The sequence below is a fragment of the Ensifer sp. EB106-03-01-XG145 genome, assembly GCF_058792075.1.
Genome location: NZ_JBYTEC010000005.1, coordinates 60,729 through 82,698 on the forward strand (window position 1 = coordinate 60,729; position 21,970 = coordinate 82,698).

The following is a 21,970-nucleotide window of genomic DNA, read 5'->3' on the forward strand; positions in this document are numbered from 1 at the left end:
AGGAAAAGATGTGCGGTTTTCTGCGGAAGCCCCAATCCCGATCTACTGCGACATGCCCTCAAGGCGATAGCGCGTGCCGGGATAAAGCAGGCGCGCCGTCGTCACATTGGCTGTCTCCGACCAGGTACGGCGTCGGATCATCAGGCAGGGCTCGTTGCGGTCGATGCCGAGCAGCTTGCATTCCCAGGCCTGCGGCGACACCGCCTCGACGATCTGCTCCGTGCGCGTGATTGGCGCGACCGCAGTCAGATAGGCGTTCGGCGTCATCGTCTGGAAATCCTGCTCCATATAACGTGGGCAGATCGCCGGATTGACGAAACGATCTTCGATCTGGATCGGCAGCCCGTTTTCCGAATGCACCATAATCGAATGGAAGACGCGCGCACCGGTCACGAGCCCGAGCGCATAGCCAATGTCCGACGGCGCGACCTCTTCCTGCATCAGCGTCATGCGCGAGGTGTGCGCGTGGCCGCGCTCGCGGATTTCGTCGGCGATATTGCGCACTTCAAGCAGCGCGGTACTGCCCTTGTGAGCCGCAACGAACGACCCTACGCCCTGAACACGGGTGATCGCGCCCTCGCTTGCCAACTCTCGAAGCGCCCGGTTGGCGGTCATGCGGCTGACGCGGAGATCGGCGACGATCTCGTTTTCCGAGGGAATGCGATGGTGAGCCGGCCACTCGCCGCTCTCGATGCGGCTGCGGATGAACTGCTTGACCGCCTCGTAGCGCGGCACCGGTCCGTCTTCGAATGCGGTCATTTCGTTCCTTCTTCCAAGCGCTGTCATCAACTCAAACCCCGCCTTTCCAGGATGCCGAACAAATCATGCGTATTCGACAATGATTCTTTTCGTTCATTTCGCGCTTGCGCGCCACCGTAAAATATCTATAGTTCCATATACAACTACGTACAGGAAAATCGCACCATGGCAACTTTTCCCGTCAACCGGCTCTTCGCCGACCATGCGCTTCTGCCGACAGGCTGGGCGCAGAATGTCGCCATTGCGCTTGACGCATCAGGCGGGATCGTCTCCATCGAGATCGATCAGTCGATCGCCGATGGCGACGAACGCGTCGCTGGTCCGCTGGTTCCCGCCGTCGCCAACCTGCATTCCCACGCCTTCCAGCGCGCCATGGCGGGCCTCGCCGAGGTCGCCGGCAGCGGCGACGACAGCTTCTGGACCTGGCGGGAAGAAATGTACCGTACCGTCGGGCTGGTGAACCCTGATGATGTCGAGGCGATCGCCGCCAAGCTCTACATGGAGATGCTGAAGGGCGGCTTCGGCCACGTCGCCGAGTTCCACTACCTGCACCATCAGGCCGACGGCACGCCCTATGCCGATCCGGCCGAGATGTCGCTGCGTATTCTCGCCGCGGCCCGCACGACCGGCATCGGCCTCACCCATCTGCCGGTTTTCTACGCGCATGCCAATTTCGGCGGCGTTGCGCCGAATGCCGGGCAGCGGCCCTTCCTGCATGATCCGGATCGTTTCCTTTCGCTTCTGCAGCGCCTCGAGCCGCTCTGCCGCGAGGCCGGTAACACGCTCGGCTATGCCATTCATTCGCTGCGTGCGGCGACGCCCGAGGAGATGCGCACGATCCTCGATGCAGCGCCCGTAAGTGGTCCGATCCACATCCATGTCGCCGAACAGACCAAGGAAGTCGACGACAGCCTCGCCTGGAGTGGCCGTCGTCCGGTTCAGTGGCTGCTTGACGAAATGCCCGTCGACGAGCGCTGGTGCGCAATCCACGCCACGCATCTGACCGACGACGAACGGCAGCGTCTGGCGCGCTCCGGTGCGGTCGCCGGTCTCTGCCCCGCGACCGAAGCCAATCTCGGCGACGGCATCTTCCCGGCGGTCGACTTCATGGCCGAAGGCGGCATCTTCGGCGTCGGCACCGATAGCCATGTGGCGACCAGCGTCGCCGAGGAACTGCGCCTTCTCGAATACGGCCAGCGCCTGCGCGACCGCCGCCGCAACCGGCTGGCCTCCGGCCCCGGCGCCTCGATCGGCCGGACCATCTTCGACGCTGCCCACAAGGGCGGCGCCCAGGCGGCCGGCCAGAAGACGTCAGGCATCGCTGTCGGCGCACGCGCCGATTTCGTCGTGCTCGACGGCGACAATCCCTACATCGCCGCCGCCAGCGACAACCAGATCCTCGACCGCTGGCTCTTTGCGCTCGGCGGCGAGAGCGTCCGCGACGTCATGGTCGCGGGCGAGTGGAAGATCCGGAACGGACGCCACGACCGGGAGGACGATATCGACCGCGCCTTCGCGCGGGTGCTGATGAAACTGAAATAGTAACAGAAGCCAAAATCAAAACAGGGAACAGCTTAATGTCGATCAGCAAATTGAAACTCACCCTTGCCGCCACCGGCCTCGTGCTCGCGGCTTCCACCGGCAGCGCCAGCGCCTCCTATTGCGGCGACGGCAAGACCGTCATGTTCGCCGGCATCGACTGGGAAAGCGGCGCCTTCATCACCGAAGTGATGAAGACCATTCTTGCCAAGGGCTACGACTGCCAGGTGGATTCGATCCCCGGCAACTCGGTGACGCTGGAACAGGCGACCGCCAACAACGACGTGCAGATCTTCGCCGAGGAATGGCTCGGCCGTTCGGACGTCTGGAACAAGGCCGTGGAAGAAAAGAAGGTCGTTGCCGTCGGCAAGACCTTCGTCGGCGCCAGCGAAGGCTGGTTCGTGCCGGAATACGTGATCAAGGGCGATGCCTCCCGCAATCTCGAAGCCAAGGCTCCGGACCTGAAGAATGTGTCGCAGCTCTCCGACCCCAAGATCGTCGAGCTCTTCGCCGATCCGGAAGAGCCGACCAAGGGCCGCTTCCTGAACTGCCCGTCGGGCTGGACCTGCGAGGGCGTGAGCTCCGCCAAGCTTGAAGCCTACAAGCTCGGCGAGACCTATGTGAACTTCCGTCCGGGCACCGGCACCGCGCTCGATTCCGCCATCACGTCCGCCTATCTCCAGGGCGAGCCGATCCTCTTCTACTACTGGTCGCCGACCGCGATCATGGGCAAGTTCAAGCTCGTCCAGCTCGAAGAGCCGGCCTATAGCGAAGCCTGCTGGAAGGAGCTTTCGAGCGCCAACGGCAAGCGCGATGAAGGCTGCGCCTTCCCGTCGGTCGACGTCTCCTACGGCGTCAACAGCACCTTCGCTCAGGAAGCGCCGGAGATCGTCGCGATCCTCGAAAAGGCGACCTTCCCGCTCGAAGCCGTCAACGGCAGCCTCGCCTACATGGCCGACAACAAGGTCGACGCGACGGCAGCCGCCGCCGAATTCCTGAAGACCAAGGCCGACGTCTGGGGCAAGTGGGTTTCGGACGAAGCCCGCGGCAAGATCGAAGCCAGCCTGAAGTAATCGCGACCCATCGCCGGCTCGGGCTCGTCGCTGCATCCAATGCGCGCGTGAGCCTGAGCTGGCGGTTGGCCACAATACCCGAGGCAAGCGCCGTCGGCGGCTCACCGTGTCCGCTGGCAGCCCGAGCAAGGAACGCGTCCGATGTTTCCGGATTCTCTCAATCTCTCCATTCGCGGACCCGTGAATGATTTCATCCAGGCGCTGGTCAGCGGCTATGGCTGGGTCTTCAAGGCGATCAGCGCCGTCATTCTGAAAGCCGTTCTGTTCATTGAATGGATCCTGCGCGGCCTGCCCTGGTGGGTCGTCATCCTCATTTTCATGGCGCTCGCCTGGCAGAGCTCCAAGCGCTGGGGCCTGACGGTCGTCGTCGGCGTCCTTCTGTTCTTCGTCGGTGTGCTCGGCCTCTGGGACCTGACGATGCAGACGCTGGCGCTGATGCTGATGGCGACGATCGTCTCGGTCGTCATCGGCATACCCATGGGCATTCTCGTCGCCAAGAGCCGGGTGGTGCGCAACATCACCCTGCCGGTGCTCGACGTCATGCAGACGATGCCGAGCTTCGTCTACCTGATCCCGGCGCTGATGCTCTTCGGCCTCGGCAAGGTTCCGGCGATCCTCGCCACCATCATCTACGCCGTGCCACCGCTCATTCGCCTTACCGATCTCGGCATCCGCCAGGTCGACCATGAGGTGGTGGAAGCGGCAACCGCCTTTGGCGGCAGTCCCAACCAGATCCTCTTTGGCGTCGAGCTGCCGCTCGCCACGCCGACGATCATGGCTGGCCTCAACCAGACGATCATGATGGCGCTGTCGATGGTGGTCGTCGCCTCGATGATCGGCGCCCGCGGCCTCGGCGAGCAGGTGCTGAACGGCATTCAGACGCTCGACGTCGGCAAGGGCCTGGAAGCCGGCATCGGCATCGTCATTCTCGCGATCGTACTCGACCGCATCACACAAGGCTTCGGCAAGAGCCAGACGGAGGATCCCCGCAATGGCTGATATCGAGATCCGCAACGTCTACAAGATCTTCGGACAGGACTCCAAGGCCGCGCTCGCCATGGCCAAGGAAGGGCTCAACAAGTCCGAAATCCTCGCCCGCTCCGGCTGCAGCGTCGGCCTCAACAATGTCAGCCTGACGATCGGCGCCGGCAAGATCTTCGTGATCATGGGGCTTTCCGGCTCCGGTAAGTCGACGCTGGTGCGCCACATCAACCGGCTGATCGAGCCGACCAGCGGCGAAGTGGCGTTCGACGGTAGCAACATCTTGGACCTCGACGCCAAGGCGCTGCGCACCTTCCGCATGCACCGCGTCAGCATGGTGTTCCAGAGTTTTGCGCTGATGCCGCACCGCACGGTGTTGCAGAACGTCGTCTACGGTCAGCGCGTGCGCGGCCTGCCCAAGGCCGAGGCCCGCGATATCGGCATGAAGTGGATCGAGACGGTCGGGCTTGCCGGCTACGACGCCAAGTTCCCACACCAGCTTTCGGGCGGCATGAAACAGCGCGTTGGTCTTGCCCGGGCGCTTGCCGCCGATACCGACGTGATCCTGATGGACGAGGCCTTCTCGGCCCTCGACCCGCTGATCCGCGCCGACATGCAGGACCAACTGCTGCAACTGCAGCAGAACCTGTCGAAGACAATCGTCTTCATCACCCACGATCTCGACGAGGCGCTGCGCATCGGTTCGGAAATCGCCATCCTCAAGGACGGACAGGTGGTGCAGGTCGGCACGCCGGACGATATCTTGGAGCGGCCGGCCAACGACTATGTCGCCCGGTTCGTGCAACGCCGACAGGGACGACCGGAAGCCCATGAGTGAGAGCATAATCCTCGACGCGCCTTTGACCTGGCAGGAAATCGCGGCGGTCGCCAATGGCGCACCGCTCGCGCTTTCCGATGCCGCGCGGCGACGCATCGTCAATGCGCGCCGCATTGTCGACGCGCTGGTCGAGCGCGGCATCCGCGGCTACGGCATCAACACCGGCGTCGGCGCGCTCTGCGATGTCATCATCGACCGCGAAAACCAGCAGGCGCTCTCGCGCAACATCATCCTCAGCCACGCCTGCGGCGTCGGCGAACCGCTCGGCCGACCCGAAGCGCGTGCCGTCATGGCCGCACAGATCGCAAATTTCGCCCACGGCTATTCCGGCGTGCGCGTCGAAACTGTCGAGGCGCTTTTGGGTCTGCTCAACGCCAACCTTATCCCCGACATCCCCTCGCGCGGCTCGGTCGGTTATCTCACCCATGCAGCCGCAATCGGCCTCGTGCTGATCGGCCACGGAACCGTCGACGACGGCAAGGGCAAGATCGGCGGCGCCGAGGCCCTTGCCCGCATCGGTCTCAAGCCGCTCAAGCTCGAAGCCAAGGAGGGTCTGAGCCTCGTCAACGGCACGCCGTGCGCCACCGGTCTCGCGGCGCTGGCGCTTTCCCGCGCCGCACGCCTGTTTGACTGGGCGGATGCGGCTGCCGCCATGACCTACGAAAACCTCGGCAGCCAGGCCAACGCCTTTGCCGCCGTGCCGCTTGCGCTTCGCCGCTCCAAGGGTCTCGAAGCAGTCGGCGCGTCGCTGCGCACCTATCTTGCCGATAGCCCGATGCTTGCGGAAACCGCAGGCACCCGGACGCAGGACCCCTTGAGCCTTCGCGCCGTGCCGCATGTGCATGGCGCTGCCCGCGATGTGTTGAAGCAGGTTGCCGAAGTCGTCGACCGGGAGCTTGCAAGCCTCACCGACAACCCGGCTGTCTCAGGCACGCCTGATGCGCCGGAAGTGCATTCGCAGGCCCATGCGGTTGGTGCTGCCCTCGGCCTTGCCATGGACAGCCTGGCGGTCGCGGTCGCCGAAGTCGCCGCCATCTCCGAGCGCCGCATCGACCGGCTCGTCAATCCGCTGGTGAGCGGCCTCCCGGCCTTCCTCGCCGGCGACAGCGGCGTCTCCTCGGGCTTCATGATCGCGCAGTATACGGCCGCCGCTCTTGCCGCCGAAAACCGACGCCTCGCCGCCCCCGCCAGCCTCGATGGCGGCATCACCTCGGCGCTGCAGGAAGACATCCTCACCCATGCGACGCCGGCCGCCTGGAAGGCGCTGTCGATTGCCGACAACCTTGAGACGATCCTCGCGATCGAACTGCTCGCCGCATCCCAGGCCTATGACCTCCAGCCGCGCGGTCGCGCCACCCGCACCGACGGGCTCTACCGCCGTATCCGCGCGGCGATCCCGACCTATGCCGACGACCGGCCACTGAATGGCGATTTCGCACGCATGCGCGCACTCATGGAAGAGAGCACGCCATGAAGATTCTGCGCGCAGAGAACTACAAGCGCATGCCGTGGAAGAACGGCGGCGGCGAGACGGTGGAGATCGCCATCTTCCCGGAAAACGCCTCGCTCGGCGATTTCGACTGGCGCGTGAGCATGGCGACCGTCGCCAGCGACGGCCCCTTCTCCAGCTTCCCCGGCATCGACCGCACGCTTTCGATCCTTCAGGGCAAAGGCATGCGGCTGACGATCGAAGGGCGCGAGCCCGCCTTGATGACCGGTGAGACGGCACCGCTCCCCTTCCCCGCCGACGTCGCGACCTCGGCAACGCTGGTGGACGGTCCGATCGTCGACCTCAACGTCATGACCCGGCGCGGCAAGCTTATGCATACGGTCCAGCGCCTGACGATCGGCCATCCGCAGACAGTGGACGGCACAGCGGACACGACCATCGTCCTTTGCCATGGCGGTGCTGTGCGCTTGGCAGCGGCAGAGGGACAAGCCGACCTCGCAACAGGCGACACGGCGATCCTCAAAGGCTCAGCCTCTGTCACGATCGAGCCTACGACCTCTGCCGTTGTTTTCCTGATCACCATCGACAGGCCGGCCGCCTGATCGGGCGCCCGCCTGCGCTGATCACCCCCGCAGCAAATGCAACAACGGATACGGACGTCCGGCATCGTCGACCGGCGAACGCCCGACCGTCTCGAAACCCAGGCACTGATAAAACCCCGCCCCGGAGGCATTCTGCTCGTTGACGTCTACCGTCAAGACCGGATGCAGCGTCATCGCATGCTCGACGAGCCGCCGGCCGACGCCACTGCTGCGCGCCTCCGCGTGAACGAAGAGCGAGTCGATCTGCGCCCCGCTCATGCCCATGAAGCCGAGCGCCCTGTCGTTTTCGTCAGCCGCAATCCAGAACTCGGCTGCCGGCAGATACTGGTCGCGAACCATCCCCTCAATGGCAGCGAAGTCCTCCGGCGTCAGGAAGTCGTGCGTGGCGACCACGGCGCCGCGCCAGATCTCGAAGGTGCGCGGATAATCGTCAGGACGGGAGGGGCGAATGGAAATGGTCATGCAACAATCACTTTGAAAAACGAGGCGCCGATGGGATTGCCGCGCTCAGGCCCGGGCCAAAGCAGCGCACAGGACGTCAGATGGTGAAGATGTCCGGTCACGAATCCGGTCCGGCACGACGCGCGCACTCTAGTTGAGGGCGCCCCGATCGCAAGCCGTTCGGCCAGGTGCGCTTTTCAGGCAACGACGATTAAGTTTCCAGTAACCATATCTCATGTTCCCCGGGGAACAGCGCAGCTGACGCCACACGATAGTCTCTATGTCACGGTTTCTACCGACACACGTCAACAAACGCAGGGCTTGGAGGACACGGACATGATCAAAACCGCTTTCGGCGTCAACGTCACCGTACTGGTCTTCTCGATCACCGTGATCGCCATCATGCACTTCGCCCTGTCCCAATATCGGGCGGCCGAAATCGCCGATATCAACCTGCCTGACTACTCGACCATCACTTCGTCGATCCACTACTAAGGCCCTCGTTCCGGCCGCGAAAGTCAGGCAGCGTGTCGAACTGGCTTTCCTCCGTCTGCACCTCCTTCGAGCAAAACGATCTGTAGGCGCTACCATCGATGATGGCGGCGCCTTTTTGCATCGATCAGCCGCCCCATGAACGGCCGGAGAGATTATGATAGGCAACGCCGATCGAGCGAATCGAACGCTCGAAACAGACGTCTATCAATGTTCCCAAAGGGGCCGAGGCAAATATGGCAGATCCGCAAAACGAGCTGAAGCTCAGCACCTTCAAGCTGCACGAACAGGCGGTCCGCGCATCCGTCGGCGGGAAGCAGCTGGCATTGGACGCACTCGAACTCGGCGGCGAAATCCTCGTCGTCCTGACATGGCTGGGCAACTCCGAGAAGGGCCTGCGCAAGCCGGAATATGTCCTGCCCTTGAGCGCGATCATGCACCAGAAGCTGAGCAACGATTCGGACGCGAAGTACAAATGGGCTATCGGTTCACCGCTGCCGCAGTCGCTTTTCGACGGCAGCGCGTCGAGGCAATTCAGAAGGCAGTTCGGTGTCAGAAGCGGGCCGGCACTGACGTTGCCATTGAATCCAACGCGTCATTGAGGGCGGCGTTCCCTCCCTGACAGGGCTCCGTTACATACGAAAACCACTGTATATCGCACCACGTGGCGAATGCCGTGGCCTTGCTTCAACAAGGAGAATAGAAAAGGCGGCAAGCGGCGGCCGCGCCAATCTAGCCCGAAAACTCCGCCACAGGGGGTGCGTTTTCCGCGCTGGGATTACCTATGTCTCAGGTATGGACAATTGGAGAAATGGTAGCGGAGGAGGGATTCGAACCCCCGACACAAGGATTATGATTCCTCTGCTCTAACCTACTGAGCTACTCCGCCGGGTACCGCGTCAGGGCTTCGAAGGAGAAGCCATCTTGACTGGACGGGCGGCTTATACGGCCCGCTTCCGGGCAGTGTCAAGCCAAGTCTCCGGGAAAATGTGAAGTTTTCACAACAGCCCGGAAATCAAGGGCTTCAGGCGGCCGCAGGCGCCGAAAGAAGCACCTTCAACGCCGCTTCGGCACTCGCTTCGCGCTCCGATTTGCGAATGAAACCGCCGCCATAGACGCGTGCATCCTCGCCGACGCCGGAATAGAGCGCGCAGGCCTGGCCGGGCGCGATGCCGGCTTCGCCTTCGGCGAGCTCCACATAGATGCCCTCCTCGTCCATCGCCAGCACGGCAGGCGCCGGCTGGCGGGTGGAGCGCACCTTGGCGAAACAGTCAAAGCCGCGCGCAGCCGCCACTTCGACGTCCTCGTCGCCCAGCCAGTTGACGTCGCGCAGATAGACGCGGCGGGTTTCGAGCGCCTCCTTGGGGCCGACGATGACGCGGCGCGAGCGCGCGTCGAGATAGACCACGTAAAGCGGCTCGCCGGTGGCGATGCCGATGCCGCGGCGCTGGCCGATGGTGAAGTGCAGGATACCTTCGTGCGTGCCGAGCACGCGGCCGTCGAGATGAACGATCTCGCCGGAAAGGGCTGCATTCGGCTTCAGCTTGGAGACGATGTCGCTGTATTTGCCCTGCGGCACGAAACAGATGTCCTGGCTGTCGGCCTTCTGGGCGACGACGAGGCCCATCTCCTCGGCGAACTTGCGCGTTTCGGCCTTGGAATAGCCGCCGAGCGGAAAGCGCAGATAGTCGATCTGTTCCTGGGTCGTGGCAAACAGGAAGTAGCTCTGGTCGCGCTCGGCATCGGTCGGCCGGTAAAGCGCCCGCTGGCCGGCATAGCGCGGGCTTGGGCTCGGGCGCGAGCGGATATAGTGGCCGGTCGCCAGCGCATCGGCGCCGAGCTCCTTGGCGGTCGCAAGCAGGTCGGCGAACTTGACCGTCTGGTTGCAGGCAACGCAGGGGATCGGCGTCTCGCCGGCGATATAGCTTTCGGCAAACGGATTGATCACCGTTTCACGGAAGCGCGCTTCGTAGTCGAGCACATAGTGCGGAATGCCGAGGGTTTCGCAGACGCGGCGGGCATCGTCGATGTCCTGGCCGGCGCAGCAAGAGCCGGCGCGGTGCACGGCAGCGCCGTGATCGTAAAGCTGCAGCGTGATGCCGAGAACGTCGTAGCCCTCGCGTTTGAGCAGGCCAGCAACGACGGAACTGTCGACGCCGCCGGACATGGCGACGACGACACGCGTATCTTCGGGCTTGCGGTCAAAATCGAGACTGTTCACGGGATCCAATCCGGCCTTCGGGCGGCAATCCATGCGCCGGCCCTGTTTCACGCTTCATGCGATGCTTGGCCGAGGAACTCTCGGCTCACGGTATGCTCGGCTTCTACAGCGACCCTTGCGCGTCTGATCAGACGCGCAAGGGTCGCTGTAGCACTTTGTTGCTGCATGTTTTTGTCCTTTAATCGGCTACGATTAAAGGAAACATGCGGTAGGCGCCGCGCGTCCAATGAGACGCGCAAAGGTCGCCGCAGCACTTTCATTTCCGCGACATATAGAAACTTGTCCGTCCGGCGGCAAGGCCGGCCGCCATACCCGACAGCGCCGCGCGTCCATTGGGACGCGTCATGCCAGCTCAGATCAGCTTCAGCCGCATGGCGCGGGCGATCGCCTGCATGCGGTTGACGGCGTCGAGCTTGCGGGTCGCGCTCTTGAAGTAGCTGCTGACGGTGTAGGTCGAGATGCCCAAGATGATGGCGATCTCGTCGCTGCTTTTGCCCGCAGCCGCCCAGCGCAGGCATTCCACCTCGCGGCTCGAGAGCTTCTCGCGCGCCGAATTGCCGGTGTCGAAGGTACGCTCGAGGCATTCGAAAAGCTGGACCAGCGTCAGATAGAGTGTCGCGCATTCGACGCCGACCGGTGCCTCGCGGCGGCCGGACAGCATGGCGATGAAGGGATCACCATTGCTCGTGTGAAGGAGCACGGCGAAATGGCGGGCCATCTCCGGGTGAGCGAGCAGCCGGTGCACCATGGCCTCGTCCACCGGCTTTGCGGCGATATCGAGGAGCTCGGGTCCGCCGGTTACCGGCAGCTTCGTAAACCGCAGCCGCTCGACCAATGTGCTCGACTGGAAGCTTTCGCAGGCGTCGTATTGGCGGACGAGCTCCGACGGCCAGTTGCTGAGCACCAGCCGCTCGGAGAAGCGCTGCTGTTCGGCGAGCGGCATGCGCGCGATCATGAAATGGCCAAAACCATAGCGGGCGATCAGTCGCCGCATGAGATGCAGAAGTTCGTATTCGGTGCGGACGGCAGCCGTATCGACGTCCGAAAAAATATCCGCCGCTTCAGCCTCGCGCAGCAAGGCCGGTTCATTCGATTCCTTCATCTGCGATCACCACATCCCCAGGCGCCACCGCGCCCGGTCGAGAGAATACAAAAAACGCCTCAGATCACCTGAGGCATGAAGTTCACCCCGGCGAACAAATACAGCCGCCGCTCCCGGCCTGTCCGCGCAAGAAACGCGTCCGGTTGTGAAAACTATGACGATGCACCAAGAATGATTGCGGGAGCGCGCATACGACGCTCATCCTTATTTCGGCGCCTCGTTACCAAGAATTTTAGTTAAAGTGAAATGTGGTAATTGCATGGCTCCCATGACAATTCCGGGATAATCCAGGCTCTTCTCAAAGCAATTCACAAGCATAGGGCGCGCAGCCCCATGAATTGAGTGGGGCGGGCGGTCGAAATGGCGCCCCGCCGAAGTGTCTCAAATTATGAGTAAATTGTTACTTCCTGCTTAGGCAAATGTTAAATGTGGCAGGCTAAGGTCACGGTCATATGGTCTTGAGTTTGTGTAGAGAGTCCCATGACCGAAATGATGCGACCACGTGTAAAATATGTCATCGGCCCCGATGGCAGCCCTCTGACGATTGCGGATCTGCCGCCGGCGAATACCCGGCGCTGGGTGATACGCCGCAAGGCAGAGGTTGTTGCCGCCGTGCGCGGTGGCCTTTTGAGCCTTGAGGAGGCGTGCGAACGCTATACCCTCACGGTCGAAGAATTCCTGTCCTGGCAGTCCTCGATCAACGATCATGGTCTTGCCGGCCTGCGCACCACTCGCATCCAGCAGTATCGCCACTAGTTCGCCCATTACAGGGCCATAGGTCGAGCGGCGGCTTCGGGTTCCCCGGAGCCGCCGCCGTCGTTTCGGCCTCGCGGCGAAAGGCGGATTGGTGCTGTTTCGGGAACAGTCTGTGTACCGGCGACGGCGGTTTGGTGGATTTCGATTTCCGGATTTCTGCGCTAGCTTTCGGACAAGGAAAACCGGTTCGCCAAGGAAGGCTGTCATGGAAATCGTACACGAGGAAACTGGATCGCACGGCCGCTACTCGACCGTTGTCGAGGGGCATACCGGGGAAATGACCTATTCGCGCACGTCGCCGCAATTGATCATCGTCGATCACACCCTTGTTCCAGATGCCTTGCGCGGCAAGGGCGTCGGCCAGGCGCTCGCCAAACACGCTATCGAGGAAGCCCGCAAAGGCGGCTGGAAGATCATTCCGCTCTGCCCTTTCATGAAGGCGCAGACGATGCGGCACCCCGAATGGCAGGATGTCATCCAGGCATGAGACACGGCTGCGCGCCGGCAAGCCTCTCCTGATCTCAACAGACTTGCGCTGATCTCAAAATGAGAAGACCCGCCCGAACGCCAAGGCATCGGGCGGGTCTCTTCGTCTTGTCACGATCGTGCCGGATCGGGTCATGCCAGACGCATGCCCCGACAAGGCTGGAAATATCTGCCCCGAAACGGGCTACCTGCCTGACCAGCGCACAAATTCCCCGGACCGGAATCGACCTGGAGATCAAATCGTCCGCTAGATCAAAGGCTTGCGGTTCGGCTGCGCCCGATCGGGGCGCAAGAGCCGCAGCTTATGCCCGCAGGCGGGTCGATGTGTCCCGCTCTTCGAGGGCCGCCGCCTTCGCGTATTCAGCCTGCACTTCTTCGAGCGCGAGCTCGGCAGCATCCTGCTGCGCCTTCAGTTCGCGAATGGAAACCTGAAGATTGTCGGCTCTCTGACGTGCGGCCTTGGCGAAGGTGGGATAGGCGAAGTGCTGGGGATCGGAGATGCCCGACTTCTTTTCCTCGAAAATAATCTGATTTTCCAGATCCTTGGTCATCCGTTCGAACTCAGCCATCATCATCTGAAGCTGGTTCAGTTGACGCTGCTTCTCGCGGACCTGAAATTCCTTCAGGCGGACAAGGCTCTCACGTGCTTTCATACGCAATACTCCCGTGGATAACGAGACCCCGGTTACTGATTTGCCCGCGAGCCGGCCCGAACGGGGCCGGAAACGAAAAATCTTCAGCGATATTAACAAAAGCCTACCGCTGGTAACCTTTCGTTTACGGGCATCGTTAATCATAGGCGTGATGATTTAAGGCTCCGTAAATGCTGAGGCACGAAATGTGACCGCCCTGGCATTAACGAGTCGGAAGAGTCAGATAGTGGCATTTCCTCATGTTTCACATGAGATTAGCCGTTCTGGATTCACGTTTGAAATCAGGAGACTGGTAAAAATATTTAACAAACTCGATACACCTTGCCAGAGGGAATCAGAATTTGTTAACCATTTGGTGGCAGCCTCCAAATCAGGCAACGACTGGATCCGTATCGCGTAAGGGTGCCACGACGACCTTGGGCGGCGGAAAAGGGGAAGAATATGCGGGTTCTATTAATCGAAGACGATAGTGCAACGGCTCAGAGCATTGAGCTGATGCTCAAGTCCGAGAGTTTCAATGTCTACACCACCGACCTCGGTGAAGAAGGCGTCGATCTCGGCAAACTTTATGACTATGACATCATCCTTCTCGACCTCAACCTGCCGGATATGTCCGGCTATGAAGTCTTGAGAACGCTGCGTCTTTCCAAGGTGAAGACCCCGATCCTGATTCTCTCGGGTATGGCCGGCATCGAAGACAAGGTCCGCGGCCTGGGCTTCGGCGCCGACGACTACATGACCAAGCCCTTCCACAAGGATGAGCTGGTCGCCCGTATTCACGCCATCGTCCGTCGTTCCAAGGGTCATGCCCAGTCGGTCATTTCCACCGGCGAGCTGATCGTCAACCTGGATGCCAAGACGGTCGAAGTCGGCGGACAGCGTGTCCACCTGACCGGCAAGGAATACCAGATGCTCGAGCTGCTTTCGCTGCGCAAGGGCACGACGCTGACCAAGGAAATGTTCCTGAACCACCTTTATGGCGGCATGGACGAGCCGGAACTGAAGATCATCGACGTCTTCATCTGCAAGCTGCGCAAGAAGCTTGCAAACGCTGCCGGCGGCGCCAACTACATCGAGACCGTCTGGGGCCGCGGCTACGTGCTGCGCGAGCCGGATGGCGCCGAGTACGCCGAAACCGCCTGATACCCGCAAGGGCCTGCATGACCCCCGCATGATGCGGGCCCAGAGTGTTCACAAAACCCGCCACGAGCGGGTTTTGTCGTTTCTACAGCGCCGCGCGTCTTATCAGGCGCGCAAAGGTCGCTGTAGCACTTAAATTTGCATATCTCACGCCGCTTCCCCTCAATAGGCGCAACGGCCGGCGGCAAACACGCAAAAGCCGCGGCAGTGGCCACGGCTTTCATCTCATCCGGAATATGTGCGCGTGACGGCTCAGGCCGCCATCGACTGGCTGGCGAAAACGCTGGTCAGGATCTTGCGGTCGAAAGGCTTCAGCAGGAAGTCGTCGGCGCCGGCCCGCTTGCCAGCCATCATCTTCTTCAGATCCGCCTCGACGACGCAGTAATAGATCCGCACCGAAGGGCCGTTCGGGAGCCGCCGGATGTTGCCGATGAGTTCGAGCGCGCCTTCCAGCCCGGCGTCGATGACCAGGATGTTCGGGAGTTCAGCTTCGCAGCGGACAAGCGCCTCGAGGCTGTTCGATGCCTCGTAAACCATGAAGCCCATGCCGGACAGGATACGTTTCCCAACTTTCCGGACGACATCCGAGCCGTCGGCAATCATCAAGCGCCGCATGTCCAACTCCCTTCGCAACTTACCTATACGCGTACTCGCAGGCTTGGAACAACTCTATACAAATTTGGGAAAGAATTCGTTACGGAGTTTGCTTAATAGCGCCTTTCTTCGCCGCATCAACCATCTGAAAACATTAAGTTTTCCAGAAATGGACGCAAGCAGAAAGAAAACAGGACGCACATGTGCGGCCCCGCGCCAGGGCGCGGAACCGCACATTTTAAGGACTTTGAATAGAATGATTGCAGCCGGAGAATGAAACCTCAGGCTGCAACGCGGGTGGTGAAGATGATCTCTTCACCGGTCGATGCAACCTCGATCGTCATGCCGGCTTCCTCGCCGAGCAGCACCGTGTAGTACGGCTGGATCGAATGCGCGTCGACCGCTTCCTCCGGCGTACCGGACAGCAATTCCGTCAGCCTCGGCGGTACGCGCATCATGCGGCCCTTGGCGACCAGGGTGAAGACGGCGTCGAATTCCGGGTTCTCCAGCGTGACGTCGATCGAACCGCCGCGCGGGATCGCCCCATAGGCGATGAGGAAGAGGTTCAGGAGCAGCTTGACCCGGTTCTTGGCGATGATCGCGCGCGGGCCGTGCCAGTTGACCTCGGTCTTCTTTTCGGCAGCCGCGAAATCCTTGGCCGCCTTCTCCGCTTCGCCGGTGTCGATCGAGGCACCGACCGAGCCGGATGCGCCGAAAGCGAGACGGGCGAATTTCAGGCGGACCGAGGCGTTGAGTGCGCTCGTCCGGATCAGGTCCATCGCGTCGGCGTCGGCGCCGCCCTCATCCAGCAGTTCCAGGCCGTTGTTGATGGCACCGACCGGCGAGATGATGTCGTGGCAGACCCGGCTGCACAGAAGCGCAGCCAGATCGGGTCCCGTCAATGTCAGGTTCGGATTCGTTGCCATCGTGTATCCTTGTTGGTTCCGCCGGCCCGCCGCTTGGGGGCACGCGCCATCGTGACGCCGGTAAAGCCTCACGCGAAAAGACGCAAGTCATGGGCTGCCCGGCGCAGCCGTTCATCAGTGGATCATAATGACACCACATTTGGTAAACCGATTGTTAAGACCATCGGTTCAAATTGCATGGAAATGGTCCAGCCCCCTCACTGGTCGCACAGTGGTCTGACTGGCGGCCGCTGCAAACCCGCAAGCGAGCAATTTTCGCGCCTGACGGAGGAAACGATGCATCAGATCATGAAGGCAGCCACACAGGCCTGCCGTGTTGTCCTGGCCACGCTGTTCCTGGTCGCTGCTGCCCAAACGACGGCGCATGCCCAGTCTGCGAACAACAGCCAATACACGATGCAGGAAATCGTCGATGCCGGTCACGGTTTCTTCGGCGAAACTTCGGGCGGCTTGGCGAAGGTCGTCGAACGCGCCTTCGAGCGCTACGGCCTGCCGAACGGCTACATTCTCGGCCAGGAAGGCTCCGGCGCATTCATCGCCGGTCTCACCTATGGCGAAGGCGAACTCAACACCAAGAACGCCGGCCAGCACAGCGTCTTCTGGCAGGGTCCGTCACTCGGCATCGACTGGGGCGGCCAGGGCAGCCGCGCCATGATGCTCGTCTACAATCTGCCGAGCGTGCCGGCACTCTACAAGCGCTTCGGCGGCGTCTCCGGTTCGGCCTACGTCGTCGCTGGCGTCGGCATGACGGTGCTGACCGACGAACAGATCGTCGTCGTTCCGATCCGCACCGGCATCGGCGCGCGGCTCGGCGTCAATGTCGGCTACCTCAAGATGACCCAAACACCCACCTGGAACCCCTTCTGAGGTCAGCTGCATTATTCCTTAAATCGGCATCGATATAAGGGCAAAATTATGCAGCAGATCTAAAATGCTACAGCGACCTTCGCGCGTCTAAAGAGCGCGCGAAGGTCGCTGTAGTCGGGTCGGCGCAGGCAAAATCCCGCGCCGGAGACTTGCAGCGCACGAAACGTCATGTTTAGTGCAAGAATGCGGAATTAAGGAGTGCCTGCCGCACCGCGAGGTCCGGCAGCCACTCCGGTTCCGGTACAGTTTTGAAACGGCCAGCTCGTGATCCAATTCGCGCTTCTCTTTGCCCTGGGCTTTCTGACGGCGATCATCATCGGTCTGCTGGTCGCACCGGCGATCCACCGCCGCATCGTGCGCTTTGCCGAAGACCGACTGAAGGCGACCATGCCGCTCAGCCCGCAGGAGGTGCGCGCACAGAAGGACGCTGCCCGGGCCGCTTACGCCGCTGAAAACGCCCGCACGCAGCAAGCCCTGAAGCGCGAGCGCGACAAGGGCGTGTCGCTGATGCTTACCAACGAGAAGAGTTTGCACGAGGCGCGGCGCCTTGGCGGCGAGAATGCCGACCTGCATGCGCAGCTTGCCGACATGAACGTCGAAGCGGCGGACATGCGCTCTGCCATCCGGCAATTCGAGCAGCGCCTGGAACGGATGAAGGCAACGCTCGACAGCGTCGAGCGCGACAATGCCGGAAAATCCGACGAGATACAGAAGCTCGGCGTCCACCTCGCCCAGCATGCCGCCGAAATCGACAATCTCAGGATCACCCTGGTGGCGCGCGAGACCGAGGTCGAGCATCTGAAGAGCCGGATAGCCACGCTGCGCGACGAGCGCGAAGCCCTGCGTGGCGATCTCAAGGCCGAGACGACCCATGCCAAGGAAATGGAGATTCGCCTCTCTCGCGACGAAACGCGGCTACACCGGCTGGAAGACAAGCTGGCGCGCGAGATGGCAACCAGCGCCGACCGCGAAAGCGCACTCGAGCGGCGCGCGGGAGAAATCGAACGGTTGAAGACCAAGGTGAAGGATACCAATCAGGAAATGCGCGATGCAGCCAAGGCCCTGCGCGCCGCGGGCATCGCCTTCCCGCTGAGGAAGGAACGCCGGCCGGCCACCGAACAGGCTGCCAACGGTTCCGTATCCCCGCCCGATCAGCCGGCCAGCGAGATTGCTGGTTCTGCAGCCGCCGATGATCTGCGCAACCGCGCCACCGCGCTTTCGGAACGCCTGACCAATTCGAAATCCGCCGCCCATGACGACGCTCTGCGCGACGAGGTTGCGGCAATTGCCGCCGGCATGGTTGCGTTGACGGCGACGAACGAAGGCCCCTCCTCCCCCATCCTCAATCTGCTGGCAGGTGAAGAGCAAGAGCAAGGCGCAGCCAAGCGGGAGAGTTTGGCGAAGCGGGCGAAGGACATTCTGCCGCGCGAATAGAGCCGTTGGCCGGGCAGACCATTGACGCCTTTGGCGCACGCGCCGGTCACCAGGTCACGGGATCGAGCCATTTCCTGCTGTCACCGGAAAGCCTGGGAACCTTGAGTGTCAGATGCGGCCGTTGATCAGCGCCACCTGGTGCAGGGCAATGCCGGCCGCCGTCGAGACGTTGAGGCTATCGAGGCCCGGACGCTGGCGGATTCGCGCCGTGCGGATCGAGGTCAGCACGGATTGCGGTAACCCCTCCCCTTCGGTTCCCATGAGAAGCGCCGTGCGCGCCGCAGGGGGGATCGCACCAAGATCGGTTTCGCCGGCGGGCGAGAGCCCCCAGATAGCAAAGCCCGCCTGCTGCAGCCGCTCCAGCATCGCGGCCACCGAGCCTTCGCGCACAAAGGGCACCGTCAGCACCGAGCCGACTGAGACGCGGATCGCCTTGCGATACATCGGGTCGCAGCTCGTCTCGTCCATCACCACGGCATCGACCCCGAAGGCCGCAGCGTTGCGGAAAAGCGCTCCCATGTTGTCGTGATTGGAGATGCCGCAGGCCGCCAGCACGAGGCTCGACGCCGGCAGCGACGCGATCAAGGCGTCGCGGCCGGGCGCGCCTTCGCGGCGCCCAAGCGCGAGCACGCCCCGGTGCATGTTGAAGCCGGCGATTGCATCGAACACCTGCGCGTTCGCCACATAGACGGGCACCGTCGACGGAAATCGTTCGAGAATATCCTGAACGCCGGCAAAACGGTTTTCGAGCAGCAGGATCGCCTCTGCGGCAAAGCCGCGCCCGGCTTCGTGTGCCGCCGCCAGCATGCGCAGCACGACCGTGCCTTCGGCGATGAAGCGGCCCTGCCGTCCCGTCAGGTCGCGCTCCTTGATCGAAACGAAGCCGGCAATCCTGGGATCGGCGGCGTCGTCGATGCGCTGGACGGGCGGGAGGGCGCTCGCCATGCCGTCAGTTGGTCCTGACGGTGATGTCGGCGACGATGCGGCCGGCGCCGATATCGAACACGATGGCGCGCGGCTCCGATCCCGGCAGGTTGCCGTAGAAGAGCACCTGGGAGCCGGAGAGCGCCACGTTCGTGACGGTGAAGCCGGCGGGCAGTGCTGCGACCGCATTGACCGGCGCTTCGCTCGGAACGACGGCAGTGGCGGCCTGAACGGGCGCCTTCGCGTCCGTGCGCGTCAGCTTGTAGACAATCGTCCCAAGGACGGCCATAAGCATGACCAACATGACGCCGGCCGAGACGAGCTGAAGCTTCACCATCTTGCGGCGGACATTTTCCATGGCCGGATCTAGCGGCTTGTCTTCCTGGTCATCGGGCTCGATTGCGGTCATGGTTGGCCTTTTTTCGGATTTGAACGGAATGAACGACCCCTTTAAACAAGCGACGGCCAATAGGAAAGTCCTGACGGCGGGCGAGGATGCCGCGGGACGCCTGGATTCCTTCCTGACGGACGCACTTTCGGGTGAATTCTCCCGCAACCGGATCAAGGGCCTGATCGCACAGGGAGCGGTGTCGATCAACGGCAAGGCGGTGACCGAAGCGAAGAAGAAGGTCCATCCCGGCGATGTCTTCGAGATCGACCTGCCCGAACCGGAAGATCCGGAGCCGAAGGGCGAAGACATCCCGCTCGACGTGCTCTACGAAGACGACGACCTGATCGTGCTTTGCAAGCCAGCCGGCCTCGTCGTTCATCCCGGCGCCGGCAACTGGACCGGTACGCTGGTCAATGCGCTCATCCATCATTGCGGCAGCAGCCTGTCGGGCATCGGCGGCGTCAAGCGCCCGGGCATCGTCCATCGCCTCGACAAGGAGACGAGCGGCGTCATGGTTGTCGCCAAGAACGATGCCGCGCACCGCCACCTCTCGGAGCAGTTTGCCGACCACGGCCGCACCGGCCCGCTCGAACGCGCCTATCGGGCCGTCGTCTGGGGCCGCCCGCGGCAGCTGAAGGGAACGATCGACGCCCCACTCGGGCGTGCCGTCGACCGGACGAAACGCGCGGTCAAGCGCGAAGACAGCGACGACGCCCGCGAAGCCATCACCCACTACGAGGTCGTCGAGCGTTATCTCGAAAAGCCCGATGGCACCTGCCTGGCGTCGACGGTGGAATGCCACCTCGAAACGGGGCGCACGCACCAGATCCGCGTGCACATGGCCCATATCGGCCATCCGCTGATCGGCGATCCGGAATACGGCGCCGCCTTCCGCACCAAGGCGAACTTGTTGCCGGATGCGGCCAGGGCCGTCGTCAATCAGTTCCACCGCCAGGCCCTGCACGCCTTCATGCTGCAGTTCGAACATCCGGCGACCGGCGAGACCATGCATTTCGAAGCACCGGTGCCTGTCGACATGGAGCAACTGATCGAGGCCCTGCGGAGCGAAGAGTGATCGTGCCCTTGAATTCCGGTGTCGGGATTCCAATTTAAGGCTCAGTCTTTGTTCGTGACATTTCTGTCGCCCGGCGTCACAGATTGGTGAAACCGGACTCCTTGAATCATGCTTTCGCCGTACTTATTTTCTAGGCTCGTGGGGTCTTGACGAAGACCCACATGCCCGGCTTGCCGACCGGAGGCCGGAGACGACAAAGGGGGTGCTTCATATGGCCCGAAACAATTTGCCGACCATTGCCGCTGGAGAAGGCGGCCTCAATCGCTATCTCGACGAAATCCGCAAGTTTCCGATGCTGGAACCGCAGGAAGAGTACATGCTCGCCAAGCGGTACCAGGAGCATGACGACCGCAAAGCAGCGCACAAGCTGGTCACCAGCCACCTTCGCCTCGTCGCCAAGATCGCGATGGGCTATCGCGGCTACGGCCTGCCGATCGGCGAAGTCGTATCCGAAGGCAATGTCGGCTTGATGCAGGCCGTCAAGAAGTTCGAACCCGATCGCGGCTTCCGCCTTGCCACCTACGCGATGTGGTGGATCAAGGCGGCGATCCAGGAATATATCCTGCGCTCGTGGTCGCTGGTGAAAATGGGCACGACCGCCAACCAGAAGCGGCTGTTCTTCAACCTGCGTCGCCTCAAGGGCAAGATCCAGGCGCTCGACGAGGGCGATCTGAAGCCCGAACAAGTCAAGGAAATCGCCACCACGCTCAAGGTGAGCGAGGATGAAGTGGTTTCGATGAACCGCCGCCTCTCCGGCGACGCTTCGCTCAACGCGCCCATCAAGGCGAGCGAAGGCGACTCCGGCCAATGGCAGGATTGGCTTGTCGACGATCACGACAACCAGGAAGAAATCCTGATCGAACAGGACGAGCTTGAAAACCGCAGGGCGTTGCTCGCCAATGCGATGAAAGTGCTGAACGACCGCGAGCGCCGCATCTTCGAGGCACGCCGCCTGACCGAAGAGCCGCTGACGCTCGAGGATCTTTCGGCCGAGTTCGACATCAGCCGCGAGCGCGTGCGGCAGATCGAGGTCCGTGCCTTCGAGAAGGTCCAGGACGCCGTGCGCAAGGCCGCTCTCGAGCGCGCCAATGCATTGCGGGTCGTCGAGGGCGCATAATAAACGCTCTTCGCGGTTTCCGGGCGCTACGGTTGCCCGTCATCGATAAAAGCCAAATGAAAAACCCGGCGGATCGCTCCTGCCGGGTTTTCTTTGTCCTGTCCGACCG

The 21,970-nt window shown here is 62.2% G+C and carries 24 protein-coding genes and 1 tRNA gene; 15 read left to right on the top strand and 10 right to left on the bottom strand.

The window, feature by feature from the left end; genetic code table 11:
* Positions 1–42: 42 nt before the first annotated feature.
* Positions 43–786: a histidine utilization transcriptional repressor HutC gene (hutC, locus tag AC3WWH_RS14650; RefSeq protein WP_058321064.1), complete on the bottom strand. Its 744-nt coding sequence runs from the start codon at positions 784–786 to the stop codon at positions 43–45.
* 138 nt (positions 787–924) lie between these two features.
* On the opposite strand from hutC, the gene hutF reads away from it, so the two are divergent.
* From hutF to AC3WWH_RS14680, 6 genes are all read left to right on the top strand, one after another.
* A complete protein-coding gene (gene hutF, locus AC3WWH_RS14655; protein WP_058321063.1) occupies positions 925–2,301 on the top strand; it encodes a formimidoylglutamate deiminase in 1,377 nt (458 codons plus the stop codon).
* A gap of 35 nt (positions 2,302–2,336) precedes the next feature.
* Positions 2,337–3,371: an ABC transporter substrate-binding protein gene (locus AC3WWH_RS14660; RefSeq protein WP_058321062.1), complete on the top strand. Its 1,035-nt coding sequence runs from the start codon at positions 2,337–2,339 to the stop codon at positions 3,369–3,371.
* A 141-nt stretch (positions 3,372–3,512) separates the two neighbouring features.
* On the top strand, positions 3,513–4,370 hold the full coding sequence (locus tag AC3WWH_RS14665) for an ABC transporter permease (RefSeq protein WP_058321061.1): 858 nt from the start codon (positions 3,513–3,515) through the stop codon (positions 4,368–4,370).
* Positions 4,363–5,190 carry a quaternary amine ABC transporter ATP-binding protein gene (locus AC3WWH_RS14670; protein WP_058321060.1) on the top strand — a complete coding sequence of 276 codons (828 nt, stop codon included), beginning with the start codon at positions 4,363–4,365 and terminating at the stop codon, positions 5,188–5,190. The genes AC3WWH_RS14665 and AC3WWH_RS14670 overlap by 8 nt, the downstream gene beginning before the upstream one ends.
* Positions 5,183–6,664: an HAL/PAL/TAL family ammonia-lyase gene (locus tag AC3WWH_RS14675; RefSeq protein WP_058321059.1), complete on the top strand. Its 1,482-nt coding sequence runs from the start codon at positions 5,183–5,185 to the stop codon at positions 6,662–6,664. The genes AC3WWH_RS14670 and AC3WWH_RS14675 overlap by 8 nt, the downstream gene beginning before the upstream one ends.
* Positions 6,661–7,242 carry a HutD/Ves family protein gene (locus AC3WWH_RS14680; RefSeq protein WP_058321058.1) on the top strand — a complete coding sequence of 194 codons (582 nt, stop codon included), beginning with the start codon at positions 6,661–6,663 and terminating at the stop codon, positions 7,240–7,242. The genes AC3WWH_RS14675 and AC3WWH_RS14680 overlap by 4 nt, the downstream gene beginning before the upstream one ends.
* A gap of 21 nt (positions 7,243–7,263) precedes the next feature.
* Here AC3WWH_RS14680 and AC3WWH_RS14685 read toward each other — a convergent pair whose 3' ends face one another.
* Positions 7,264–7,704 (bottom strand): acetyltransferase, encoded by a 441-nt coding sequence (locus AC3WWH_RS14685; RefSeq protein ID WP_058321057.1) that lies wholly within the window; start codon positions 7,702–7,704, stop codon positions 7,264–7,266.
* A gap of 315 nt (positions 7,705–8,019) precedes the next feature.
* On the opposite strand from AC3WWH_RS14685, the gene AC3WWH_RS14690 reads away from it, so the two are divergent.
* Together AC3WWH_RS14690 and AC3WWH_RS14695 are read left to right on the top strand one after the other, a co-directional pair.
* Positions 8,020–8,178, top strand: a complete 159-nt coding sequence (locus AC3WWH_RS14690; RefSeq protein ID WP_156414732.1) for a hypothetical protein — start codon at positions 8,020–8,022, stop codon at positions 8,176–8,178.
* 233 nt (positions 8,179–8,411) lie between these two features.
* Positions 8,412–8,777: a hypothetical protein gene (locus AC3WWH_RS14695; RefSeq protein WP_057254721.1), complete on the top strand. Its 366-nt coding sequence runs from the start codon at positions 8,412–8,414 to the stop codon at positions 8,775–8,777.
* Between the two features lie 210 nt (positions 8,778–8,987).
* On the opposite strand, the gene AC3WWH_RS14700 is transcribed toward AC3WWH_RS14695, so the two are convergent.
* From AC3WWH_RS14700 to AC3WWH_RS14710, 3 genes are all read right to left on the bottom strand, one after another.
* Positions 8,988–9,064: transfer RNA gene (locus AC3WWH_RS14700), tRNA-Met, on the bottom strand.
* A gap of 135 nt (positions 9,065–9,199) precedes the next feature.
* Positions 9,200–10,429: a tRNA 2-thiouridine(34) synthase MnmA gene (mnmA, locus tag AC3WWH_RS14705; protein ID WP_058321056.1), complete on the bottom strand. Its 1,230-nt coding sequence runs from the start codon at positions 10,427–10,429 to the stop codon at positions 9,200–9,202.
* A 319-nt stretch (positions 10,430–10,748) separates the two neighbouring features.
* Positions 10,749–11,498 carry a helix-turn-helix transcriptional regulator gene (locus AC3WWH_RS14710; RefSeq protein WP_057254719.1) on the bottom strand — a complete coding sequence of 250 codons (750 nt, stop codon included), beginning with the start codon at positions 11,496–11,498 and terminating at the stop codon, positions 10,749–10,751.
* 480 nt (positions 11,499–11,978) lie between these two features.
* On the opposite strand from AC3WWH_RS14710, the gene sciP reads away from it, so the two are divergent.
* Positions 11,979–12,254: a CtrA inhibitor SciP gene (gene sciP, locus AC3WWH_RS14715; RefSeq protein WP_003527546.1), complete on the top strand. Its 276-nt coding sequence runs from the start codon at positions 11,979–11,981 to the stop codon at positions 12,252–12,254.
* A 205-nt stretch (positions 12,255–12,459) separates the two neighbouring features.
* Positions 12,460–12,741 carry a GNAT family N-acetyltransferase gene (locus AC3WWH_RS14720; protein ID WP_058321055.1) on the top strand — a complete coding sequence of 94 codons (282 nt, stop codon included), beginning with the start codon at positions 12,460–12,462 and terminating at the stop codon, positions 12,739–12,741.
* A gap of 301 nt (positions 12,742–13,042) precedes the next feature.
* On the opposite strand, the gene AC3WWH_RS14725 is transcribed toward AC3WWH_RS14720, so the two are convergent.
* The gene (locus AC3WWH_RS14725; protein WP_057254717.1) at positions 13,043–13,393 is read right to left on the bottom strand and encodes a flagellin family protein; all 351 of its coding nucleotides are present in this window, start codon (positions 13,391–13,393) and stop codon (positions 13,043–13,045) included.
* Positions 13,394–13,834: 441 nt separating this feature from the next.
* On the opposite strand from AC3WWH_RS14725, the gene ctrA reads away from it, so the two are divergent.
* Positions 13,835–14,536 (top strand): response regulator transcription factor CtrA, encoded by a 702-nt coding sequence (ctrA, locus tag AC3WWH_RS14730; protein ID WP_025424706.1) that lies wholly within the window; start codon positions 13,835–13,837, stop codon positions 14,534–14,536.
* Between the two features lie 249 nt (positions 14,537–14,785).
* Here ctrA and AC3WWH_RS14735 read toward each other — a convergent pair whose 3' ends face one another.
* Together AC3WWH_RS14735 and chpT are read right to left on the bottom strand one after the other, a co-directional pair.
* Positions 14,786–15,148: a response regulator gene (locus AC3WWH_RS14735; protein WP_057254716.1), complete on the bottom strand. Its 363-nt coding sequence runs from the start codon at positions 15,146–15,148 to the stop codon at positions 14,786–14,788.
* Positions 15,149–15,408: 260 nt separating this feature from the next.
* Positions 15,409–16,053, bottom strand: a complete 645-nt coding sequence (gene chpT / locus AC3WWH_RS14740; RefSeq protein WP_057254715.1) for a histidine phosphotransferase ChpT — start codon at positions 16,051–16,053, stop codon at positions 15,409–15,411.
* A gap of 276 nt (positions 16,054–16,329) precedes the next feature.
* Between chpT and AC3WWH_RS14745 the strand changes: the two genes are divergently transcribed.
* Together AC3WWH_RS14745 and AC3WWH_RS14750 are read left to right on the top strand one after the other, a co-directional pair.
* Positions 16,330–16,920, top strand: a complete 591-nt coding sequence (locus AC3WWH_RS14745) for a DUF1134 domain-containing protein (protein WP_057254714.1) — start codon at positions 16,330–16,332, stop codon at positions 16,918–16,920.
* Between the two features lie 264 nt (positions 16,921–17,184).
* Positions 17,185–18,354, top strand: coding sequence for a coiled-coil domain-containing protein (locus AC3WWH_RS14750; RefSeq protein ID WP_058321054.1), 1,170 nt, complete (start codon positions 17,185–17,187; stop codon positions 18,352–18,354).
* A gap of 108 nt (positions 18,355–18,462) precedes the next feature.
* On the opposite strand, the gene AC3WWH_RS14755 is transcribed toward AC3WWH_RS14750, so the two are convergent.
* Both AC3WWH_RS14755 and AC3WWH_RS14760 read right to left on the bottom strand, forming a co-directional pair.
* Complete coding sequence (locus AC3WWH_RS14755; RefSeq protein ID WP_058321053.1) at positions 18,463–19,299, bottom strand: TrmH family RNA methyltransferase; 837 nt, start codon at positions 19,297–19,299, stop codon at positions 18,463–18,465.
* A 4-nt stretch (positions 19,300–19,303) separates the two neighbouring features.
* Positions 19,304–19,687, bottom strand: a complete 384-nt coding sequence (locus AC3WWH_RS14760) for a hypothetical protein (RefSeq protein ID WP_057254711.1) — start codon at positions 19,685–19,687, stop codon at positions 19,304–19,306.
* 28 nt (positions 19,688–19,715) lie between these two features.
* Here AC3WWH_RS14760 and AC3WWH_RS14765 point away from each other — a divergent pair, with 28 nt between their 5' ends.
* Together AC3WWH_RS14765 and rpoH are read left to right on the top strand one after the other, a co-directional pair.
* Positions 19,716–20,744: an RluA family pseudouridine synthase gene (locus tag AC3WWH_RS14765; protein WP_113399024.1), complete on the top strand. Its 1,029-nt coding sequence runs from the start codon at positions 19,716–19,718 to the stop codon at positions 20,742–20,744.
* Positions 20,745–20,955: 211 nt separating this feature from the next.
* Positions 20,956–21,861 carry an RNA polymerase sigma factor RpoH gene (rpoH, locus tag AC3WWH_RS14770; RefSeq protein WP_057254710.1) on the top strand — a complete coding sequence of 302 codons (906 nt, stop codon included), beginning with the start codon at positions 20,956–20,958 and terminating at the stop codon, positions 21,859–21,861.
* Positions 21,862–21,970 lie beyond the last annotated feature (109 nt).

Excerpts from the sequence above, each read along its gene's own strand:
- hutC (WP_058321064.1), bottom strand. The coding sequence starts at position 786 with ATGACAGCGCTTGGAAGAAGGAACGAAATGACCGCATTCGAAGACGGA.
- hutF (WP_058321063.1), top strand. The coding sequence starts at position 925 with ATGGCAACTTTTCCCGTCAACCGGCTCTTCGCCGACCATGCGCTTCTG.
- AC3WWH_RS14660 (WP_058321062.1), top strand. The coding sequence starts at position 2,337 with ATGTCGATCAGCAAATTGAAACTCACCCTTGCCGCCACCGGCCTCGTG.
- AC3WWH_RS14665 (WP_058321061.1), top strand. The coding sequence starts at position 3,513 with ATGTTTCCGGATTCTCTCAATCTCTCCATTCGCGGACCCGTGAATGAT.
- AC3WWH_RS14670 (WP_058321060.1), top strand. The coding sequence starts at position 4,363 with ATGGCTGATATCGAGATCCGCAACGTCTACAAGATCTTCGGACAGGAC.
- AC3WWH_RS14675 (WP_058321059.1), top strand. The coding sequence starts at position 5,183 with ATGAGTGAGAGCATAATCCTCGACGCGCCTTTGACCTGGCAGGAAATC.
- AC3WWH_RS14680 (WP_058321058.1), top strand. The coding sequence starts at position 6,661 with ATGAAGATTCTGCGCGCAGAGAACTACAAGCGCATGCCGTGGAAGAAC.
- AC3WWH_RS14685 (WP_058321057.1), bottom strand. The coding sequence starts at position 7,704 with ATGACCATTTCCATTCGCCCCTCCCGTCCTGACGATTATCCGCGCACC.
- AC3WWH_RS14690 (WP_156414732.1), top strand. The coding sequence starts at position 8,020 with ATGATCAAAACCGCTTTCGGCGTCAACGTCACCGTACTGGTCTTCTCG.
- AC3WWH_RS14695 (WP_057254721.1), top strand. The coding sequence starts at position 8,412 with ATGGCAGATCCGCAAAACGAGCTGAAGCTCAGCACCTTCAAGCTGCAC.
- mnmA (WP_058321056.1), bottom strand. The coding sequence starts at position 10,429 with ATGGATTGCCGCCCGAAGGCCGGATTGGATCCCGTGAACAGTCTCGAT.
- AC3WWH_RS14710 (WP_057254719.1), bottom strand. The coding sequence starts at position 11,498 with ATGAAGGAATCGAATGAACCGGCCTTGCTGCGCGAGGCTGAAGCGGCG.
- sciP (WP_003527546.1), top strand. The coding sequence starts at position 11,979 with ATGACCGAAATGATGCGACCACGTGTAAAATATGTCATCGGCCCCGAT.
- AC3WWH_RS14720 (WP_058321055.1), top strand. The coding sequence starts at position 12,460 with ATGGAAATCGTACACGAGGAAACTGGATCGCACGGCCGCTACTCGACC.
- AC3WWH_RS14725 (WP_057254717.1), bottom strand. The coding sequence starts at position 13,393 with ATGAAAGCACGTGAGAGCCTTGTCCGCCTGAAGGAATTTCAGGTCCGC.
- ctrA (WP_025424706.1), top strand. The coding sequence starts at position 13,835 with ATGCGGGTTCTATTAATCGAAGACGATAGTGCAACGGCTCAGAGCATT.
- AC3WWH_RS14735 (WP_057254716.1), bottom strand. The coding sequence starts at position 15,148 with ATGCGGCGCTTGATGATTGCCGACGGCTCGGATGTCGTCCGGAAAGTT.
- chpT (WP_057254715.1), bottom strand. The coding sequence starts at position 16,053 with ATGGCAACGAATCCGAACCTGACATTGACGGGACCCGATCTGGCTGCG.
- AC3WWH_RS14745 (WP_057254714.1), top strand. The coding sequence starts at position 16,330 with ATGCATCAGATCATGAAGGCAGCCACACAGGCCTGCCGTGTTGTCCTG.
- AC3WWH_RS14755 (WP_058321053.1), bottom strand. The coding sequence starts at position 19,299 with ATGGCGAGCGCCCTCCCGCCCGTCCAGCGCATCGACGACGCCGCCGAT.
- AC3WWH_RS14760 (WP_057254711.1), bottom strand. The coding sequence starts at position 19,687 with ATGACCGCAATCGAGCCCGATGACCAGGAAGACAAGCCGCTAGATCCG.
- AC3WWH_RS14765 (WP_113399024.1), top strand. The coding sequence starts at position 19,716 with ATGAACGACCCCTTTAAACAAGCGACGGCCAATAGGAAAGTCCTGACG.
- rpoH (WP_057254710.1), top strand. The coding sequence starts at position 20,956 with ATGGCCCGAAACAATTTGCCGACCATTGCCGCTGGAGAAGGCGGCCTC.